The sequence below is a fragment of the Bacteroides celer genome (genome assembly GCF_002632415.2).
Lineage (GTDB): Bacteria > Bacteroidota > Bacteroidia > Bacteroidales > Bacteroidaceae > Bacteroides.
The window spans coordinates 3,030,525-3,048,028 of sequence record NZ_CP178209.1 but is presented as its reverse complement, the minus strand read 5'-3'; the positions used below and the strand labels follow the sequence as shown (position 1 = coordinate 3,048,028).

16 protein-coding genes, 2 tRNA genes and 1 pseudogene are annotated in these 17,504 nt (G+C 42.6%); 6 read left to right on the top strand and 13 right to left on the bottom strand.

Going from position 1 to position 17,504, the window contains the following annotated elements; translation table 11 throughout:
* Positions 1–23: 23 nt before the first annotated feature.
* Genes CJF29_RS12205 through lon form a run of 3 tightly spaced genes read right to left on the bottom strand, consistent with a single transcriptional unit; the run spans position 24 to position 4,717 of the window.
* Positions 24–1,121 (bottom strand): LptF/LptG family permease, encoded by a 1,098-nt coding sequence (locus CJF29_RS12205; protein ID WP_004295909.1) that lies wholly within the window; start codon positions 1,119–1,121, stop codon positions 24–26.
* Between the two features lie 3 nt (positions 1,122–1,124).
* Entirely contained in the window at positions 1,125–2,255 is a 1,131-nt protein-coding gene (tgt, locus tag CJF29_RS12200) for a tRNA guanosine(34) transglycosylase Tgt (RefSeq protein WP_004295910.1), read from the bottom strand.
* The gene (lon, locus tag CJF29_RS12195) at positions 2,252–4,717 is read right to left on the bottom strand and encodes an endopeptidase La (protein ID WP_099147033.1); all 2,466 of its coding nucleotides are present in this window, start codon (positions 4,715–4,717) and stop codon (positions 2,252–2,254) included. The genes tgt and lon overlap by 4 nt, the downstream gene beginning before the upstream one ends.
* Before the next feature lie 215 nt (positions 4,718–4,932).
* Here lon and CJF29_RS12190 point away from each other — a divergent pair, with 215 nt between their 5' ends.
* Entirely contained in the window at positions 4,933–5,643 is a 711-nt protein-coding gene (locus CJF29_RS12190; protein WP_099147034.1) for a tRNA1(Val) (adenine(37)-N6)-methyltransferase, read from the top strand.
* A 282-nt stretch (positions 5,644–5,925) separates the two neighbouring features.
* Here CJF29_RS12190 and CJF29_RS12185 read toward each other — a convergent pair whose 3' ends face one another.
* The 4 genes from CJF29_RS12185 to CJF29_RS12170 form a co-directional block, all read right to left on the bottom strand.
* Positions 5,926–6,435: a hypothetical protein gene (locus CJF29_RS12185; protein ID WP_255299391.1), complete on the bottom strand. Its 510-nt coding sequence runs from the start codon at positions 6,433–6,435 to the stop codon at positions 5,926–5,928.
* A 536-nt stretch (positions 6,436–6,971) separates the two neighbouring features.
* Positions 6,972–7,046: transfer RNA gene (locus tag CJF29_RS12180), tRNA-Pro, on the bottom strand.
* A 34-nt stretch (positions 7,047–7,080) separates the two neighbouring features.
* Positions 7,081–7,155, bottom strand: a tRNA-Pro gene (locus CJF29_RS12175).
* A gap of 110 nt (positions 7,156–7,265) precedes the next feature.
* Complete coding sequence (locus tag CJF29_RS12170) at positions 7,266–8,018, bottom strand: class I SAM-dependent methyltransferase (protein ID WP_099147035.1); 753 nt, start codon at positions 8,016–8,018, stop codon at positions 7,266–7,268.
* A 149-nt stretch (positions 8,019–8,167) separates the two neighbouring features.
* Here CJF29_RS12170 and CJF29_RS12165 point away from each other — a divergent pair, with 149 nt between their 5' ends.
* The gene (locus CJF29_RS12165; protein ID WP_074558541.1) at positions 8,168–8,362 is read left to right on the top strand and encodes a hypothetical protein; all 195 of its coding nucleotides are present in this window, start codon (positions 8,168–8,170) and stop codon (positions 8,360–8,362) included.
* Positions 8,363–8,425: 63 nt separating this feature from the next.
* Here CJF29_RS12165 and CJF29_RS12160 read toward each other — a convergent pair.
* Positions 8,426–8,569 (bottom strand): annotated as a pseudogene (locus tag CJF29_RS12160) (ATP-binding protein); the annotation flags it as partial.
* Between the two features lie 496 nt (positions 8,570–9,065).
* Between CJF29_RS12160 and CJF29_RS12155 the strand changes: the two are divergent.
* Positions 9,066–9,338 (top strand): hypothetical protein, encoded by a 273-nt coding sequence (locus tag CJF29_RS12155; RefSeq protein WP_176553158.1) that lies wholly within the window; start codon positions 9,066–9,068, stop codon positions 9,336–9,338.
* Here CJF29_RS12155 and CJF29_RS12150 read toward each other — a convergent pair.
* Together CJF29_RS12150 and spt are read right to left on the bottom strand one after the other, a co-directional pair.
* Positions 9,281–9,847 carry a DNA-3-methyladenine glycosylase I gene (locus CJF29_RS12150; protein ID WP_099147036.1) on the bottom strand — a complete coding sequence of 189 codons (567 nt, stop codon included), beginning with the start codon at positions 9,845–9,847 and terminating at the stop codon, positions 9,281–9,283. The two genes, CJF29_RS12155 and CJF29_RS12150, sit on opposite strands and share 58 nt — an antisense overlap.
* 90 nt (positions 9,848–9,937) lie before the next feature.
* On the bottom strand, positions 9,938–11,122 hold the full coding sequence (gene spt / locus CJF29_RS12145) for a serine palmitoyltransferase (protein WP_099147037.1): 1,185 nt from the start codon (positions 11,120–11,122) through the stop codon (positions 9,938–9,940).
* A gap of 220 nt (positions 11,123–11,342) precedes the next feature.
* Between spt and CJF29_RS12140 the strand changes: the two genes are divergently transcribed.
* The 3 genes from CJF29_RS12140 (at position 11,343) to CJF29_RS12130 (ending at position 14,626) form a co-directional block, all read left to right on the top strand.
* Complete coding sequence (locus CJF29_RS12140; protein ID WP_167511853.1) at positions 11,343–12,368, top strand: diacylglycerol/lipid kinase family protein; 1,026 nt, start codon at positions 11,343–11,345, stop codon at positions 12,366–12,368.
* Between the two features lie 108 nt (positions 12,369–12,476).
* Positions 12,477–14,240, top strand: a complete 1,764-nt coding sequence (gene aspS / locus CJF29_RS12135; RefSeq protein WP_099147039.1) for an aspartate--tRNA ligase — start codon at positions 12,477–12,479, stop codon at positions 14,238–14,240.
* Positions 14,237–14,626, top strand: a complete 390-nt coding sequence (locus CJF29_RS12130; RefSeq protein WP_004295929.1) for a GtrA family protein — start codon at positions 14,237–14,239, stop codon at positions 14,624–14,626. Before aspS ends, CJF29_RS12130 begins: the two co-directional genes overlap by 4 nt.
* Positions 14,627–14,804: 178 nt before the next feature.
* On the opposite strand, the gene CJF29_RS12125 is transcribed toward CJF29_RS12130, so the two are convergent.
* The 3 genes from CJF29_RS12125 to CJF29_RS12115 form a co-directional block, all read right to left on the bottom strand.
* Complete coding sequence (locus tag CJF29_RS12125; RefSeq protein ID WP_099147040.1) at positions 14,805–15,689, bottom strand: carbon-nitrogen hydrolase; 885 nt, start codon at positions 15,687–15,689, stop codon at positions 14,805–14,807.
* A gap of 67 nt (positions 15,690–15,756) precedes the next feature.
* Positions 15,757–16,878 (bottom strand): agmatine deiminase family protein, encoded by a 1,122-nt coding sequence (locus CJF29_RS12120; RefSeq protein WP_099147041.1) that lies wholly within the window; start codon positions 16,876–16,878, stop codon positions 15,757–15,759.
* A gap of 83 nt (positions 16,879–16,961) precedes the next feature.
* Positions 16,962–17,504, bottom strand: coding sequence for a ferredoxin domain-containing protein (locus CJF29_RS12115; RefSeq protein ID WP_099147042.1), 543 nt, complete (start codon positions 17,502–17,504; stop codon positions 16,962–16,964).

Below are 17,504 nucleotides of genomic sequence, written 5' to 3'. Positions count from 1 at the left end.
ATTGCGGAAGGCTTGCCTACCTTTTATTTAGGCGCCTTCTGGTACAAGAAGAATGCGATACCCGCATAAAGGATATTAGGAATCCAGACTGCAACGGCAGGTGGCACATTTCCGTTCACGGCAAAGGTGGAAGTAATCGTCTGGAACAGGATATAAGAGAAACTTAACCCTAATCCGATACCCAGATGAAGCCCCATACCGCCTTTCGTTTTTCGGGACGAAAGCGATACACCGATGATGGTAAGGATGAAAGAGGCGAACGACATAGCGATTCGTTTGTGATATTCAATCTCAAACTCCTTGATGTTGGCAAATCCTCTTCGTTTCTGTTTGGCGATATAATCGCTTAATTCGGGACTGGTCAGCATTTCCTGCTGGTTTTTCATGATAAGAAAGTCAGAAGGTTCCATGTTGATGATAGAGTCTATCCGGTCTCCTTTAGTGATTTTTTCCTTTAAACCATCCAGTTCGCGTACCATATAATCGTGGATCGTCCATTTATGAACGGTGGTGGTGTCGTACGTAATCCGTCGTGCAGTCAAATGCGAAACCAGCTTTTTATCCACAAATTTGTCCAATGAAAAGCGGTTACCGGTTTTCATTGCGTTGTTATAGTTGTCGATATATGCAATCACTCCGCTATCCACTTCCAGCTGCACATTGCTTACCGAGTTTTGTTTCTTTGGTTTGATATACCGGTCTTCAAAATTCAGACGCGTAACACTTCCTTTCGGAATCACATACGAACTTAGTGTGAAAGTGACGAGAGCGATGATAGCGGCAGAAATCATATAAGGGCGCATCATCCTCTTAAAGCTCATACCGGTGGAGAACATCGCGATAATTTCGGAGTTTTCTGCCAGTTTGGAGGTAAAGAAAATAACAGCAATGAATACGAACAACGGACTGAACAGATTGGAGAAATAGGGGATAAAGTTCATGTAGTATTCAAAGATAATTTTATCCCATGGAGCTTCATGCTCCATTAGTTTGTCCATCTTTTCGTTGAAGTCAAATACCACTGCAATAGAAATGATTAGTGCAATAGCAAATACGTATGTCCCCAAGAACTTCTTGATGATATACCAGTCCAGCCGTTTTATAAATCGATTGCTTTTCATTTCTTATAATCTAGTTGATACTCTTTTAACCATCATCGGCTTCCAGGTCGAGAAATCTCCGGCAATAATGTGCTTTCTTGCTTCCCCTGCCAGCCACAGATAGAATGCCAGATTGTGTATGGAAGCGATTTGCATAGCCAGTAGCTCTTGTGCATGGAAAAGATGGCGCAAATAAGCCTTGCTGTACAATGTATCCACGCAAGAGGCTCCGTCGGCTTCAATAGGAGAGAAGTCTGTTTCCCATTTTTTGTTCCGCATATTGATAATGCCATCTTTGGTGAACAACATGCCATTTCGTCCGTTTCTTGTAGGCATAACGCAGTCGAACATATCCACGCCGCGTTCTATTCCTTCAAGAATGTTGACAGGAGTTCCGACCCCCATCAGGTAACGGGGTTTGTCTTTGGGAAGTATTTCATTGACAATCTCGATCATTTCATACATCTTGTCTACCGGTTCACCTACCGCCAAACCGCCGATAGCATTCCCGTCAGCACCTTTGGACGCTACAAACTCTGCAGATTGCTTGCGCAGGTCAGGATAAACGCATCCTTGGACGATGGGGAAGAGAGACTGGTTGTAACCGTATTTAGGTTCTGTCTCATTAAAACGTTGTATACAACGGTCGAGCCACCTGTGGGTTAATCCTAATGACTTTTTGGCATACTCGTAATCCGAGTCGCCCGGAGGACATTCGTCAAAAGCCATCATAATATCCGCACCGATAGTCCGTTCAATGTCCATCACCTTCTCCGGAGTGAAGATGTGCTTGCTTCCGTCGATATGCGAACGAAATTCAGCTCCTTCTTCACGCAGCTTTCTGATTCCGGCTAATGAGAATACCTGAAAACCACCGCTGTCAGTCAGCATGGGGCGGTCGAAACCGTTAAAGCGGTGCAGTCCGCCTGCTTTCTCGATCACGTCCAATCCCGGACGCAAATAGAGGTGATAGGTATTACCCAGAATAATCTGTGCCTGAATGTCTTCTTTTAATTCGGTCAGATGTACTCCCTTCACAGTGCCCAGTGTGCCCACCGGCATGAAGATAGGTGTTTGTATCTGCCCGTGGTCTGTTGTTATCAGACCGGCACGGGCATTACTTTTAGTGTCTGTATATTGTAACTCAAATGTCATTCCTGGCTGGGTTTCTTAACAGATAAATCAATAGGATCCGTTACTTTTTCGTTGGCCAATGCAATAGCGAATACCTCTTTTATATCGTTTACATAGTGGAAAGTCAGTCCTTTCAAATAAATATCCTGAATTTCATCTATGTTCTTTTTGTTCTCGGCACTCATGATGATTTCCTTGATTCCGGCACGTTTGGCTGCCAATATCTTCTCCTTGATGCCACCCACAGGAAGCACTTTGCCGCGAAGAGTGATTTCTCCCGTCATGGCAATGTTGGCTTTCACTTTTCTTTGAGTCAGGGCAGAAGCCAGTGAAGTGGCCATCGTGATACCTGCTGATGGACCGTCTTTCGGAATAGCCCCTTCAGGAACGTGGATATGGATATTCCAGTTGTCAAAGATCTCTTCGTCCAGACTAAGGACAGAAGCATGCGCCTTGATATATTCAAGTGCCAGCATGGCAGATTCTTTCATCACATCTCCCAAGTTACCGGTCAATGTAAGACGTCCGCCCTTGCCGCGGCTCAAACTGGTTTCTACAAATAAGATTTCGCCTCCGACAGCTGTCCATGCCAATCCGGTGACTACACCTGCGTAATCATTTCCCTGATACTTGTCGCGTGTATATTCGGGTGCTCCGAGGAAATCATACAAATCTGTCGGTTTGATTTCCGTCTTAGCGAAATAACCGTCCGTAGCATATTGGCGAGCCGATTTGCGAAGAATCTTACCGATCTTCTTTTCCAGTTCGCGAACGCCGCTTTCACGGGTATATGACTCGATTATAGCTTCCAGCGTATCTTTAGGAAGCTTGATATCCGTTTTTTTGAGTCCGTTGGCTTCCAATTCTTTGGGTAGCAGATGCTTGCGGGCAATCTCGACTTTCTCTTCCGTGATATATCCGCTTACTTCAATCAATTCCATACGGTCCAGCAACGGACCGGGGATTGTGTTCAGGTTGTTGGCTGTTGCAATAAACAATACCTTGGAGAGATCGTAGTCTACATCTAGGAAGTTATCATGGAAAGAAGTATTCTGTTCCGGGTCGAGCACTTCCAGCAATGCAGAAGAAGGGTCCCCCTGACGGTCGGCACTGACCTTGTCTATTTCATCTAAGATGAAAACAGGATTGGAAGCACCGGCTTTTATCAAGCTCTTGATGATTCGTCCGGGCATAGCACCGATATAAGTCTTACGATGACCGCGAATCTCCGCTTCGTCATGCACACCACCTAAAGACATACGTACATATTTCCGTTTGAGCGCAGATGCGATGGATCTTCCAAGAGATGTTTTACCCACTCCCGGAGGGCCATACAAGCAGATAATCGGTGATTTCATATCACCTTTCAGCTTCAATACGGCTAAGTGTTCCAAAATACGTTCTTTTACTTTCTCCAGTCCGTAATGGTCTTTGTTCAACGTCTTTTCTGCGTTTTTAAGGTTCAGATTGTCAGTTGTATAAGTACCCCATGGGAGATTGAGCATCGTTTGCAGATAGTTGAGCTGTACGCTGTAATCCGGAGATTGCGGGTGAGTACGCTCCAGTTTGGCAAGTTCTTTCATGAACGTGTCTCTGACTTCTAAATTCCAGCGCATTTTTTCTGCCTTCTGGCGCATTTCCTCTATTTCCTGCTCTTGGCCGCCGCCACCCAGTTCATCCTGAATAGTCTTGATCTGCTGTTGCAGGAAGTATTCGCGTTGTTGCTGGTCGATATCTTCACGGGCACGCATTTGGATGGATGCCTTGATTTCTGCCAACTGCACTTCACGGTTCAGAATTTCCAGTAAGTGATAAGTGCGTTCACGCAATGAGTTGATGCTCAACAAGTCCATCTTCTCATCTTTCTTGAACGGCAGGTTTGAGCAGATGAAATTGACCAGGAACATTGGGTTGTTGATGTTTTTAATAGCAAACGACGAATCCTGATGCATCACATCTGACGATTTGATGTATCTCATTGTCAAGTCCTTGCAAGTTTCCACCAAGGCTTGAAACTCTTTATCATCTTTGCCAGGGACATCTTCCTCCAAAAGTTCTATTTCACCTTTCAGGTACGGATGAGTTTCGATGATGTTTGTCAGACTTAAACGTTTCATTCCCTGAAGAATGACAGTTGTTGTCTGATCGGGCATTTCCAATATCCGCACAATTCGTCCTACGGTACCGATATTGTGTAAATCCTCCAGTTTCGGATCTTCTGTATGTGCCGATCTCTGGCATACTACTGCAATATCTTTATGTTTCTTGTCGGCATCTCGTACGAGTTTCAGAGAAGACTTGCGGCCTACCGTGATCGGCAGGAATACTCCAGGAAACAACACCATATTACGTAAGGGGAGTACTGGAAGAATTTCACCAGATTTCACATTTACATCAAATGCTTGTTCATCGTTCCCATCATAGTCTGTGATTAGCGAGAAGCTGTTATCGCCTCCATCTTCCAATAAATATCTTTCTTTCATCTTTTCGTTTTAATTTAGTTTATGTCATACTGATATGCATAAATCGTTTGCAAAGTTAATTGATTCTCTCTAATAATAAAGCACTGCGCAGAATAAAAACACAAAAACAATGCCAAAATATCGGCTTATAAAGGGAGTATTCCATAATTATTATTTATTTTTGGCGATTTGCAATAAAATAATAGTATAAAACGGCTTTAAGATAAACGGATAAAATGTCGAATCCTTATTTTAAATTTAAGCAATTTACGGTATGGCATGATAAATGTGCCATGAAAGTCGGTACGGATGGAGTACTTCTGGGGGCTTGGACTCTCGTTGAGAGTGCGCACCGGATTCTGGACATTGGGACGGGAACTGGGTTGGTGGCTTTAATGTTGGCGCAACGCAGTTTGCCGGATGCAAATATTGTAGCGTTGGAAATAGACGAAGCGGCTGTTGGGCAAGCCAGGGAAAATATCATTCGTTCGCCTTGGAAGGAGCGGGTAGAAGTGGTGCAGGCTGATTTTAAGAAATACAGGTCTTCGGATAAATTCGACGTAATTGTTTCTAATCCTCCTTATTTTGTCGATTCGCTGGAATGTCCGGATCGTCAGAGAGCCGCGGCTCGTCACAATGATTCTTTGACTTATGAAGATTTGTTGGAAGGAGTAAGCGGATTATTGGCAGAAGACGGATTTTTCACAATGGTGATTCCGGCAGATGTAGCTGAACGGGTAAAAAAGATAGCTTATATGAGAAAGCTATATGCAGTCCGTCAACTGAATGTAATCACTAAGCCCGGCGGTATTCCGAAACGTGTTTTGATTACTTTTTCTTTTTCCAATCAAGAGTGTATTGTAGAAGAACTATTGACTGAACTGGCTCGTCATCAATATAGTGAGGAATATATGACGCTAACCCGGGATTATTATTTGAATATGTAAAAGGGTGACGCTATCCGGTAAAGATAGTGACGGTATATGACAGCGATACCGTCACTATCGCGAGCATATACCGTCACTCTTTCAAAGCTGGTTCAAATACGCTATTTTGAGATCTTTGTTTTGTTCCTTTCTAACTCATAATTCAAGAGAGTAATTTCTAGCTTTTGAACACTATTTTTTAGCAGTACTTTCTGAAGTTGCTCTCGAAGTGAAATTATTATTTTGTCTTTTGATAGTCTTAAATTCAATAAGCTGCTGCAATAACTAAACTACTCTCTTAAATTATTTGTTTTGTATATGCTTTATTTTAAATTCTTTCAGTGACTTTTCTATCTTTTGATAAAGGTCTGTCGTTTTTGTTGAGTATGTAGATAAAGAGCCCCTAGGCTCATCTGCAAATCTGAATAATTCATCTGCATCTGCATATATTGATACTAACTCATTATAAGCATCTTTACAGTTTGAAGGATAATCATTTAGTTGTGGCATTATAGTCTCAATTGAATCTTTCTTTTGTTTGAGTCTCTTATAGGTGTCTGTTGTGATTATAAACTCCTGATGCTTCGCTAAGGCTTCATTGAAATCAGTACAATATTCTCCATTGTATTCATGATCATAAATCACTTTTCTCCAAGTATCACAATAATGAAGAGCTATTGCTTCACTTAAATCAGCTTCTTTCTCAATCATGGAAGCGGTATTAGAGAGCTTTGCTATATACTCCTTTTCTGAATTACATGAAACCAAAACGATGGCTAGTATCGCACTCAAATAAAAAAACTTTTTCATCATATCGTTACTTTTGTTATACAATCAATTTATTGGAATCCTGTTTGTAATACTGTATTAGAGTATTACAAGGTTGATATTTTATATTCAAAAAAAACATCTATTTTATTACTTGAAGAATATCCAATGATACGCTTATTTGATTTTTCTGGAATTCTAAAATTCAGAAAGGGACTTTGTGAATGCGAATATAATGAAATGAAAATAATAACGAGTATCAGCAGAGTTTTCTTCATGTGTTTAAGTATTTTGTTTGTTATCGTTTTCTCTATAAACAATGTTTGTATTTCCGCTATAAAGTTAACGCAAAACATTGATAACGCCAAAATAAAAGGGGAATAAAGTTAACAAAATAGATTTTTACTCTAAATTAAATAAGAAAATGAAGATAATGCTAGGAATCTGTTCAAAGATATTTCAAAGAATTGCCCTTTTTATTTATCCCCAAACGGGGATAATTGCACTTATCCTATATATAATAAAAAGCCAATACTAATTGTACTGGCTTTATTTTGTGAATCTTGACTTGATTTTCTTCGTCGGGGTAGCGGGATTCGAACCCACGACCCCCTGCTCCCAAAGCAGGTGCGCTAACCGGACTGCGCTACACCCCGAAAAACTTTGAACTTAATAACCCTCTTTTTGTAGTCGGGGTAGCGGGATTCGAACCCACGACCCCCTGCTCCCAAAGCAGGTGCGCTAACCGGACTGCGCTACACCCCGAAAACTTTGGGGTTATTATTTCCAAAAGCGGTGCAAAGATAGGGAGTATTTTTTAATTAACAATAGCTAAGCGAATGTTTTTTATTTATTATTTTTCAATACCTTGAATCTCATTGTTTTGCGGCTTCACTTTTTTTCTTGGCAGAGATCAGAAGCATCATGGGGCGTCGTAGTTCATCTTTCATTCCCGGAATAGTATCCAACAACTTTTCGTCGGGTTGTGGCTCTATCAGTTCGCATATCTCAAATCCGGTTTGAAGGAGGCTGTTTATATAGGTAGTCAATGTTTTGTGGTATTTGACCACTTCTTCGCCCTGAAAGACTGCCGTGCGTTTACCTTCTGTAAAATAACGATCTACCGGCCAATGGATAGGATTCCCCTCCTGGTCGTAATGCCAATCCTGATTGCCGTAAGCTGTAAATATAGGATGCTCGACAGAAAAGACAAAAGCCCCTCCCGGAGTTAAGCAATGATTAATTTTCCGGCATATATCTATAAAAGATTCGAGGTAATGGAAAGCTAATGAGCTGATAACTATATCATAAGAATCCGGCTGAAAATCAAAGTCCTCAATAGCCATACATTGATATTCAATGAGTGGAGACGGGTTTCTTTTCCGGGCTTCTTCGAGCATTTTTTCAGAAATATCAATTCCGGTAACGTGTGTCGCTCCATGTTCTATTGCATAAATGCAATGCCATCCGAATCCACAGCCTAAATCCAACACCCTTTTTCCTGCAAAATTGGGGAGCATTTTCTGTAATACGTGCCATTCTCCAGCACCTTTCAAACCTTCCACCGAACGGGACATTTGCGAATATTGACTAAAGAAGCGATTATTATCGTATTTGTTTTCTTTCATAATTTATTAAGAGGATAAGTGGAATGAAAGCACAAATATAAGATTTAGTTTGTATATGACGGAAAAGATATACATAAATAATCTGCGGGTATGAACCATCTTTCGCTGTTTTCTGTTCTCTAAATAAGAAATTTAAAATGAAAAGTCTTATGAAAACAAAAAAACAAAACGAAGCAAGTGAAAAAGAAGTGCACTTGTTAGAGCAAAAAGGATATGAAAGAATGGTGAATGAGATTGTCCCCGTACAACAGGGGGAAGCATACCGCAAGCCGAGTAACAAAGCAGTCAAAGAGGCTGTAAAGGAGCTGAATCCCGATGCGAATAGCCTGGGTAGCAGAGGATAATTCCTCTGCTGTTACCCTGATTATTACATCAGTCTCAAAGGTTCAGGAGGCTTTCAGTGATTCTCATTTAGGGAAAGTAAGAATAAAATAACTTTCTTTCCCTGATTCCGATTTTATATTGATACTTCCGTCATGCAAAGTTATGATTTGTTTGCACAGGCTCAATCCGATGCCCGAACCGGATGTTTGGGTAGTAGAGAATTGGATAGGAGGGGTGAGGTAAAAAACAGAGGTTCCGTTTGTTTGAAACGAAGCCTCTGAATGTATCAAACGGAGCCTCTTCCGCACAGGTTTGGAGCCTTCATTTAGGGGATAAAAAAGCGTCTTTTTCCTGAACGCATTGCGAAGGACACGGAAAATATTCCGTCGCAAATTGCGAGAACGGTTTGAAGCCATTGATGATGTAGGTTTCCGTGCCTGTTTTGTCTTCTTTCATTATAAAAAATTAAATTGTATATCAAACCTGTACTGTCGGCTTAATTTCCCGCAAAAGTATGAAAAGGAATTGATTTATAACTGTAAAATAAATTGATTTTTAAGGACGTAAATTAGGTGTGTCAAAATCTATTTTTAGTTTTGTTTTGTCGAATAAATTCGGCTGTTAAATCAGTAAACAATAATTATTAAAAAAGCTGATGAAGAAAGAAGATTTGATTTCGTTTATGGAAGAAATCGCTGTCTTGATAAGTTCAACGAGTTTAAAGTGAACAGCGAAAAATATGAACTCACACTAGCGCTTAACGTGAAAAAGGGTGATTATGCCGCTATCAAGGCCGAGCTGACCAGCAGTAAAGGAATGGAAGTAGCTATTGTAAAAGTTACCACTCGTGCAGCTGCTACTCCCTGGGGTGTAGAACTTACCAGTCCGACATTCAAAGAAGATAAGACGATTGATGTTAACGCTAAGGAAACTTTCTCCTACCGGCAAATACAGTCTGCCAGATGGTCGTTAATAAACCCTGCTGCCTGCAAGTGAGCATAACAAATCGTAGCTCCAAAGAATTTAAATCCTCGTTTCTTCATATCCTTGCTCATGGCATCAGATTCGGGAGATGATACCGGAATCTCACTCAATGACTGAAAGGTATTGATGATCGTTTTTCTATCGGGAAAGAACGACAGTGTATAGTCGTAAAAACTATCGAATTCTTTTTGTATGGCTAAGAACTGTCTTGCATTTGTAATTGTCGCTTTGATTTTCAGACGGTTTTTCACAATGCCATCAAATTGCATCAGTCGTTCAATATCTTCATCGTTCATTTGTGCCACTCGTTCAGGGTCGAAATCACAAAAGGCTTTGCGATATCCCTCTCGCTTTTTAAGGATAGTTATCCAACTCAATCCTGCTTGAGCACTTTCCAGCACAAGAAACTCAAACTGTGTCTTGTCGTCGGTCACTAACTTTCCCCACTCCTGATCGTGGTATTTCACATACAGTTCGTCAGTTCCGCACCAACCGCAGCGTCCGTTTACTATATCTTGCATAATCACACATATTGTTGTAGGCGTAAAGATAATAAAAAAGTCTGATACATTACTGTACCAGACTTTTTTAGATGATTTATATAAATCGGATTATAAAATATCCAGTGCTTTAAATGCCTTAACCAGCTTCTCTACAGCGCGGTCAATTTGATCTTTTGTATGAGTAGCCATCAATGCCACACGTACCAAAGTGTCTTGCGGTGCACATGCCGGAGGAATAACCGGATTGATAAATACACCCTCGTCGAAAGCCAATTTAGTGACCATGAATGTTTTTTCCGTGTCTCGTACATAAAGAGGGATGATAGGTGATTCTGTTGCACCGATTTCAAAACCTGCTTCACGGAAACGCTTCAATGCATAGTTGGTAGCTTCCCACAGCGCTTTAAGTCTTTCCGGTTCATCTTGGATGATGTGGAGAGCTTCAAGAGCAGATGCGGTAGCAGCCGGAGTGTTGGATGCACTAAATATATAAGTACGTGCGTTGTGACGTAACCAGTTGATGATAGAAGAATCAGCAGCAATGAATCCACCGATAGAAGCCAGCGATTTGCTGAAAGTACCCATAATCAGGTCAACTTCGTGAGTCAGACCGAAATGGTCGCAAACGCCACGTCCTTGTTTTCCGAATACCCCCAATCCATGAGCTTCGTCTACCATGATAGTAGCGTTGTATTTATGTTTCAAGCGTACGATTTCGGGCAAGTTTGCCAGGTCGCCTTCCATAGAGAACACGCCGTCTACTATGATGAGCTTCACTGAATCCGGGTTGCACTTTTGAAGTTGCTTTTCCAGATCCGCCATATCGTTATGCTTATATTTCAGTTGTTGAGAGAAGGAGAGGCGACGGCCATCTACGATAGATGCATGGTCGCGGTCGTCACAAATGATATAATCATTGCGATCTGTCAAAGCAGGAATAACTCCGGAATTCACCGTAAAACCGGTTGAGAAGCAGAGTGCTTCATCTTTGCCTACAAAGGCAGCCAGTTCTTTTTCCAATTGAACGTGCAGGTCAAGTGTACCATTCAAGAAGCGCGAACCTGCGCATCCGGAACCATATTTATGCATGGCCTTGACACCCGCTTCAATCACTCTTTCATCTCCCGTAAGGCCAGTGTATGCATTGGAACCGAACATCAACACTTCGTGTCCGCCCATTTCTACCTCTGTACCCTGTTTTCCTTCTATCTCACGGAAATATGGGTAAACGCCCTGTGCCATAAACTTTTGTGGCAGGTCGTACTTAGCTAACTTCTCTTGTAATAATCCCATGAATTATAATTTATTATACTCATAATCAGATCGTTCGCTGACGATCTAGCATCTTTTTATCTTAACAAGTGTTTAAAAACAGGGGGCAAAGATAACAAAATTTGCTTTTATCTGTTCTTTTTAAGAGAAAAAAGTTGCTTGCATGTGATTAGAAACCTCTAATAGATTAAAATTTAAGATATTTATATTACTTTTGTCGTCTACAATTGACAAAAATGGCATGAACGAAAGGATGAAAAAAATAAAATTCGTCGTCAACCCTATTTCGGGAACACAAAGTAAAGAATTGATTCTTAACTTGCTGGACGAAAAAATAGACAAGGCGAGATACTCTTGGGAAGTAGTGTATACGGAAAGAGCCGGTCATGCAGTAGAAATAGCTGCCAAAGCTGCCGAAGAGAAAACTGATATAGTAGTGGCTATCGGCGGGGACGGGACAATCAATGAAATAGCTCGTTCGTTGGTGCATACTGATACCGCACTGGGAATTATTCCTTGCGGATCGGGCAATGGACTGGCGCGGCATTTGCATATACCGATGGAACCGAAAAGGGCGCTGGAAGTGCTGAATGAAGGTTGCATGGATGTTATAGATTATGGTAAGATTAATGGTGTGGATTTTTTCTGCACTTGCGGATTGGGGTTCGATGCTTTTGTTAGTCTGAAGTTTGCGCATGCCGGTAAACGCGGGCTGTTGACTTATCTGGAAAAGACCCTGCAAGAGAGTCTTAAATATGAACCGGAAACGTATGAACTGGAAACGGAAAACGGAGTTTCCAAGTATAAGGCTTTCCTGATTGCCTGCGGAAACGCGTCGCAATATGGAAACAATGCTTATATCGCCCCGCAAGCTACGCTGACGGATGGCTTGCTGGATGTGACCATTCTTGAACCATTCACCGTATTGGATGTCCCCTCATTGGCTTTCCAGTTATTCAATAAGACAATCGATCAGAATAGCCGTATCAAGACTTTCCGTTGCAAGCAGTTGTGTATCCGCCGCACTTCTCCGGGAGTAGTGCACTTTGACGGCGACCCCATGGAAACGGACGCTAATGTGAACATTGAGTTGATCCAAAGGGGATTGCGCGTAGTGGTGCCGCAAGCGTCGGAAAAGGATGCTGCCAATGTGCTCCAAAGAGCGCAGGAATATATGAATGGCATCAAATTGATGAATGAAGCCATCGTCGACAATATAACAGACAGAAACAAGAAAATATTGAAAAAGCTGACAAAGAAAGTCTGATAAAATAACGGATTACTGACTACGAATTACAAATTATTGCGTACTTTTGCGCAGTTTTGGTTCAATCAAAATAAAAACGCGAGTGATAATCGTTTAAATAAAAAATATATGTTCAGAACGCACACATGTGGAGAACTAAGAATCTCTGATGTAAACAAGCAAGTTACGCTGTCCGGATGGGTACAGCGCAGCCGTAAAATGGGAGGAATGACTTTTATTGACCTCCGCGACCGTTACGGAATTACCCAGTTGGTCTTTAACGAAGAAATTAATGCTGAACTCTGTGAACGTGCTAATAAATTGGGACGTGAGTTCGTCATTCAAGTGACAGGAACGGTTAATGAACGTTTCAGCAAGAATGTAAACATTCCTACCGGAGACATTGAAATTATCGTTTCCGAACTGAACGTACTAAATACTGCAATGACTCCCCCGTTCACCATTGAGGATAATACGGATGGTGGTGATGATATCCGCATGAAATATCGTTACCTGGATTTGCGTCGTAACGCTGTCCGCTCTAATCTGGAACTGCGCCACAGAATGACGATTGAAGTTCGCAAATATCTGGATAGTCTGGGCTTCATCGAAGTGGAAACGCCTGTTTTGATCGGTTCTACTCCTGAAGGTGCACGTGACTTCGTGGTGCCGTCACGTATGAATCCGGGACAGTTCTACGCACTTCCGCAATCTCCGCAGACATTGAAGCAATTGCTGATGGTTTCCGGTTTCGACCGTTACTTCCAGATCGCAAAATGTTTCCGCGATGAGGACTTGCGTGCCGACCGTCAGCCGGAATTTACGCAGATTGACTGCGAAATGAGCTTCGTTGAGCAGGAAGATATTATCACTACTTTCGAAGGAATGGCTAAACATTTGTTCAAAACACTGCGTGGTGTGGAACTGGCTGAACCGTTCCAGCGTATGTCTTGGGCGGATGCCATGAAATATTATGGTAGCGACAAACCGGACTTGCGTTTCGGCATGAAATTCGTGGAATTGATGGATATTATGAAAGGTCACGGATTCTCTGTTTTCGATAATGCTGCTTATGTGGGTGGTATCTGTGCCGAAGGTGCTGCAACCTATACCCGTAAACAACTGGATGCATTGACGGAATTCGTAAAGAAACCGCAGATTGGTGCAAAAGGTATGGTATATGCCCGTGTAGAAGCGGACGGAACTGTGAAATCGAGCGTGGATAAATTCTATACGCAGGAAGTGCTTCAGCAAATGAAAGAGGCATTTGGTGCTAAACCGGGTGACTTGATTCTGATCCTGTCCGGCGACGATGTGATGAAAACGCGTAAACAACTTTGTGAGCTTCGTCTGGAAATGGGCGCTCAACTGGGATTGCGTGATAAGAATAAGTTTGTTTGCCTTTGGGTGATTGACTTCCCGATGTTCGAATGGAGCGAGGAGGAAGGCCGTCTGATGGCTATGCATCATCCGTTTACTCATCCGAAGCAGGAAGATATTCCTATGTTGGACACTGATCCGGCAGCTGTACGTGCAGATGCTTATGATATGGTAATTAATGGTGTGGAAGTTGGCGGCGGATCTATCCGTATCCACGATGCGAAATTACAGGCGAAGATGTTCGAGATTCTTGGATTCACTCCGGAGAAGGCAGAAGCACAGTTTGGCTTCCTGATGAATGCCTTTAAGTATGGTGCACCTCCTCACGGTGGTTTGGCATACGGACTCGACCGTTGGGTATCTTTGTTCGCAGGTTTGGATTCTATCCGCGACTGTATTGCGTTCCCGAAAAACAATTCCGGACGTGATGTGATGCTGGATGCACCGTCTGTAATCGACCAGACTCAACTTGATGAACTGAATTTGATCGTTGATCTGAAAGAGGGCGAGTGAAAGAATCTGTACGTATATTCCGTTTTATAGTCATCGGTACAATGAACGCCTTAATTATGGCGTTGGTTGTATGGTTAATGATGAAAGAAATGTCATTCGACGGTGACTATATGGTGGCTAATATAACAGCGTATCTGATAGCTCAAATCCATAACTTTATCTGGTGCAAATACTGGATATTCCCCGTAGAAAATAAAAAGAATAGTATCTGGAAACAGATACTGCTCTTTTGTTCTGCTTTTGCCGTGGCTTACACCGCACAGTTCTTATTTCTTGTGTTATTGGTAGAAGGATTGGACGTGAATGAATATCTGGCCCAATTCCTGGGATTGTTTATTTATGGAGGGGCTAATTTCCTAGCCAACAAAAAAATAACGTTTCAATGAAATAGTTATTTATGATAATATATTGAAAGGGCACAGAGTTCTAAAATTAGATTTGAACTCTGTGCCTTTCTTTTTTTCTTTATTAGATAAACTTTATATAGGAAACTTTATGTGATAAAATTCAGGCAATAAATTTCCTGTAATAAACTTTTTGCAGTAAAGTTATGTGGAGCAATCTTTAATCCAGAAAGCGTTTGGTTAGCCCATCATATTCGTCAATCCGGCGATCACGAAGGAAAGGCCACCAACGGCGAACGTTTTCCGAACGTTCCATATCTATTTCCACTACCATGTTTTCCGGGTGATCGTTTCCGGCTTGTGCCAGAAATTCCCCTTGTGGTCCCGCTACAAAACTGTTTCCCCAGAATAAGATACCGTTTGTCTGTCCGGATGGATCAGGCTCGTGTCCTACACGGTTGACGGAGATAACAGGAAGTCCATTGGCAACGGCATGAGCGCGTTGTGAAATAATCCAGGCATTGAGTTGACGGGCTTTTTCATCGTCCGTATCGCTGCTTTCCCAGCCAATGGCGGTAGGATAAATTAAAAGTTCTGCACCTTTCAGTGCCATCAGACGGGCAGCTTCCGGATACCATTGATCCCAGCATACTAATACGCCCAGTTTTCCTAAAGAAGTTTGAATCGGTTCAAAACCGATGTCTCCCGGAGTGAAATAGAACTTTTCGTAGTAAGCCGGATCATCGGGAATATGCATTTTCCGGTATTTTCCTGCAATGCTTCCGTCTCGGTCGAATACGACAGCGGTGTTATGATAAAGTCCGGGAGCACGTTTCTCAAAAAGAGAGGTGACAAGGACTACTTCATTAGCTGCTGCCAACTCGGAATAAAAGCCTGTGGAAGGCCCGGGAATTGGTTCGGCAAGATCAAACAGGTTAGTGTTTTCTGTCTGGCAGAAATAAAGTGAATTGTGCAACTCCTGGAGCACAATCAGTTGTGCACCGTGAGCGGCACAAGCCTCGATACTCTTTGCGAGGTTCATCAGATTGGCTTTAATATCTGCGGTATTGGATTGTTGGATGATTCCGACTTTTATCTTTCTCATGATGAATAATTAGTGGGTTGATTCATTCATTATTTTATAATTCCTTTATATCTCCTTTGTAATTCCTTTATGACTCCTTTATAACACCCAGCGGATATTGCATGGTGATGCAGTGTAGGGAACCGTGCTGTTTAATCAGGGCACGGCAGTCTATTCCAATTATTTGATGGCTTGGAAAGGCTTGCTGCAATACTTCTCCTGCTTTTTTGTCATTCGCCGGCTGATTGTATGTCGGGTAGAGAATAACGTCGTTCATAATCAGGAAATTGGCGTAAGTTGCAGGCAGGCGTTCGCCGTCTTCTTCTATCTTGTCTGCCATGGGTAAGGCCAATAGGCGATAGGGCTCTCCTGCTAAGGTGCGGAATGTTTTCAGCTGTTCTTCCATTGCGAGCAGTGCTTCGTAATGTTCGTCTTCTTTGTTTTCGCATTTCACGTAAGCGATGGTGTCGGTAGAACAGAAGCGTGCCAAAGTGTCGATGTGGCTGTCGGTATCATCACCGGCCAGATAACCGTGATCTAACCAAAGCACCTTTTGCAGGTGGAAGGTTGATTTTAGGTATTCTTCTATCTCTACTTGGTTCAGTCGTCCGTTTCGTTGGGGAGAGAGCAGACATTTGGAAGTGGTAAGCAATGTACCCATTCCGTCGCTTTCGATAGAACCTCCTTCGAGTACGAAGTCGAGGTGGTCTATATACTGGCCTTTCAAGGCTCCGGCTTCTACGGCATGTTTAGTAATTTGATTATCCAGTTCGGAAGCAAATTTCAGTCCCCAGCCGTTGAAGGTGAAGTCGAGCAGGGAAGGGGTGCCGGTATCTATCATTGTAATGGCTCCGTGGTCGCGGGCCCATGTGTCATTGGTGGCACATTCCAGAAAGCGGACGTTATTCATATTGACAGTAGCAGCTATCTGCTTTTTCACTTCTTCCGGTTCGGGAGTGACGATCAATAATAATTCACGCTTCGCTATTTCTCTGGCAATATTGATAAAACACTCTTGCACTTCCGCCAGCATGTAGGCCCAATCTGTATCGGCATGTGGCCATGTTAACTGTATACCGCTCTGCATGTGCCATTCGGCAGGCAAATGAGGTGCTCTCATTTCTACCTGCACAGTCATATTTTTGCCGAAGTTCAACTGCAAATCTTTCTCCGAGCCGCTTGGGCTGGGGAGTCCAACCATGATTCCCATTAGACTATATATATTTAGTTATTTATAAAATCAGTTTATTGTCTGCATCTAAAATCTGTTTGTTTTCTGCATCAATGTGACTGTTATACATTGGTTTCCTGCTTCGGTTTCCGGTCAAAGAACGGATTCTTGGAGGATGCGCTTACGGGGATTGCCATTACCATCTTGCAGTCTTTCAGCCAGTTCAGGCGTTGTGCTGCCAATCCGGCGGAGAACATGACGCGTGTGTCTACGCGTAAATCGGCTGCCGTGGCGCACGCGGAACCTATTGCGATACCTACATCTATGCTGTTCAATGCGCAGGGAACTCCATCAGTACGTCCGGCACAGGTGGTAAATCCGCAATGGCCGCAATTCAAGCCCTGTGTCTGCTCGCGCGTTCCTATTAATACAACACATTCGGCACTTAGGATGTTGTCGGCATCACGAAGGAAGAATTTCATTCCGTGTTCTTCTACCATAGCTATCATAGTGTCCGATAATTGCTTAATCTCTTCATCAGTGATTAGGGCCACTTCAATAATATCGATTCCTTTTCCCTTGGGAGCAGTGCGTGCAGCCGTCATCATCTGGCGGGCTACCTGCAATATATGCTCGTGACGAGTGTCTCTTTCATTCAGCATCAT

What these genes read in the sequence shown, in the direction of transcription:
- CJF29_RS12205 (WP_004295909.1), bottom strand. Translation starts at nt 1,121, where the DNA reads ATGAAAAGCAATCGATTTATAAAACGGCTGGACTGGTATATCATCAAG.
- tgt (WP_004295910.1), bottom strand. Translation starts at nt 2,255, where the DNA reads ATGACATTTGAGTTACAATATACAGACACTAAAAGTAATGCCCGTGCC.
- lon (WP_099147033.1), bottom strand. Translation starts at nt 4,717, where the DNA reads ATGAAAGAAAGATATTTATTGGAAGATGGAGGCGATAACAGCTTCTCG.
- CJF29_RS12190 (WP_099147034.1), top strand. Translation starts at nt 4,933, where the DNA reads ATGTCGAATCCTTATTTTAAATTTAAGCAATTTACGGTATGGCATGAT.
- CJF29_RS12185 (WP_255299391.1), bottom strand. Translation starts at nt 6,435, where the DNA reads ATGATGAAAAAGTTTTTTTATTTGAGTGCGATACTAGCCATCGTTTTG.
- CJF29_RS12170 (WP_099147035.1), bottom strand. Translation starts at nt 8,018, where the DNA reads ATGAAAGAAAACAAATACGATAATAATCGCTTCTTTAGTCAATATTCG.
- CJF29_RS12165 (WP_074558541.1), top strand. Translation starts at nt 8,168, where the DNA reads ATGAAAACAAAAAAACAAAACGAAGCAAGTGAAAAAGAAGTGCACTTG.
- CJF29_RS12150 (WP_099147036.1), bottom strand. Translation starts at nt 9,847, where the DNA reads ATGCAAGATATAGTAAACGGACGCTGCGGTTGGTGCGGAACTGACGAA.
- spt (WP_099147037.1), bottom strand. Translation starts at nt 11,122, where the DNA reads ATGGGATTATTACAAGAGAAGTTAGCTAAGTACGACCTGCCACAAAAG.
- CJF29_RS12140 (WP_167511853.1), top strand. Translation starts at nt 11,343, where the DNA reads ATGAACGAAAGGATGAAAAAAATAAAATTCGTCGTCAACCCTATTTCG.
- aspS (WP_099147039.1), top strand. Translation starts at nt 12,477, where the DNA reads ATGTTCAGAACGCACACATGTGGAGAACTAAGAATCTCTGATGTAAAC.
- CJF29_RS12125 (WP_099147040.1), bottom strand. Translation starts at nt 15,689, where the DNA reads ATGAGAAAGATAAAAGTCGGAATCATCCAACAATCCAATACCGCAGAT.
- CJF29_RS12120 (WP_099147041.1), bottom strand. Translation starts at nt 16,878, where the DNA reads ATGGGAATCATGGTTGGACTCCCCAGCCCAAGCGGCTCGGAGAAAGAT.
- CJF29_RS12115 (WP_099147042.1), bottom strand. Translation starts at nt 17,504, where the DNA reads ATGATGCTGAATGAAAGAGACACTCGTCACGAGCATATATTGCAGGTA.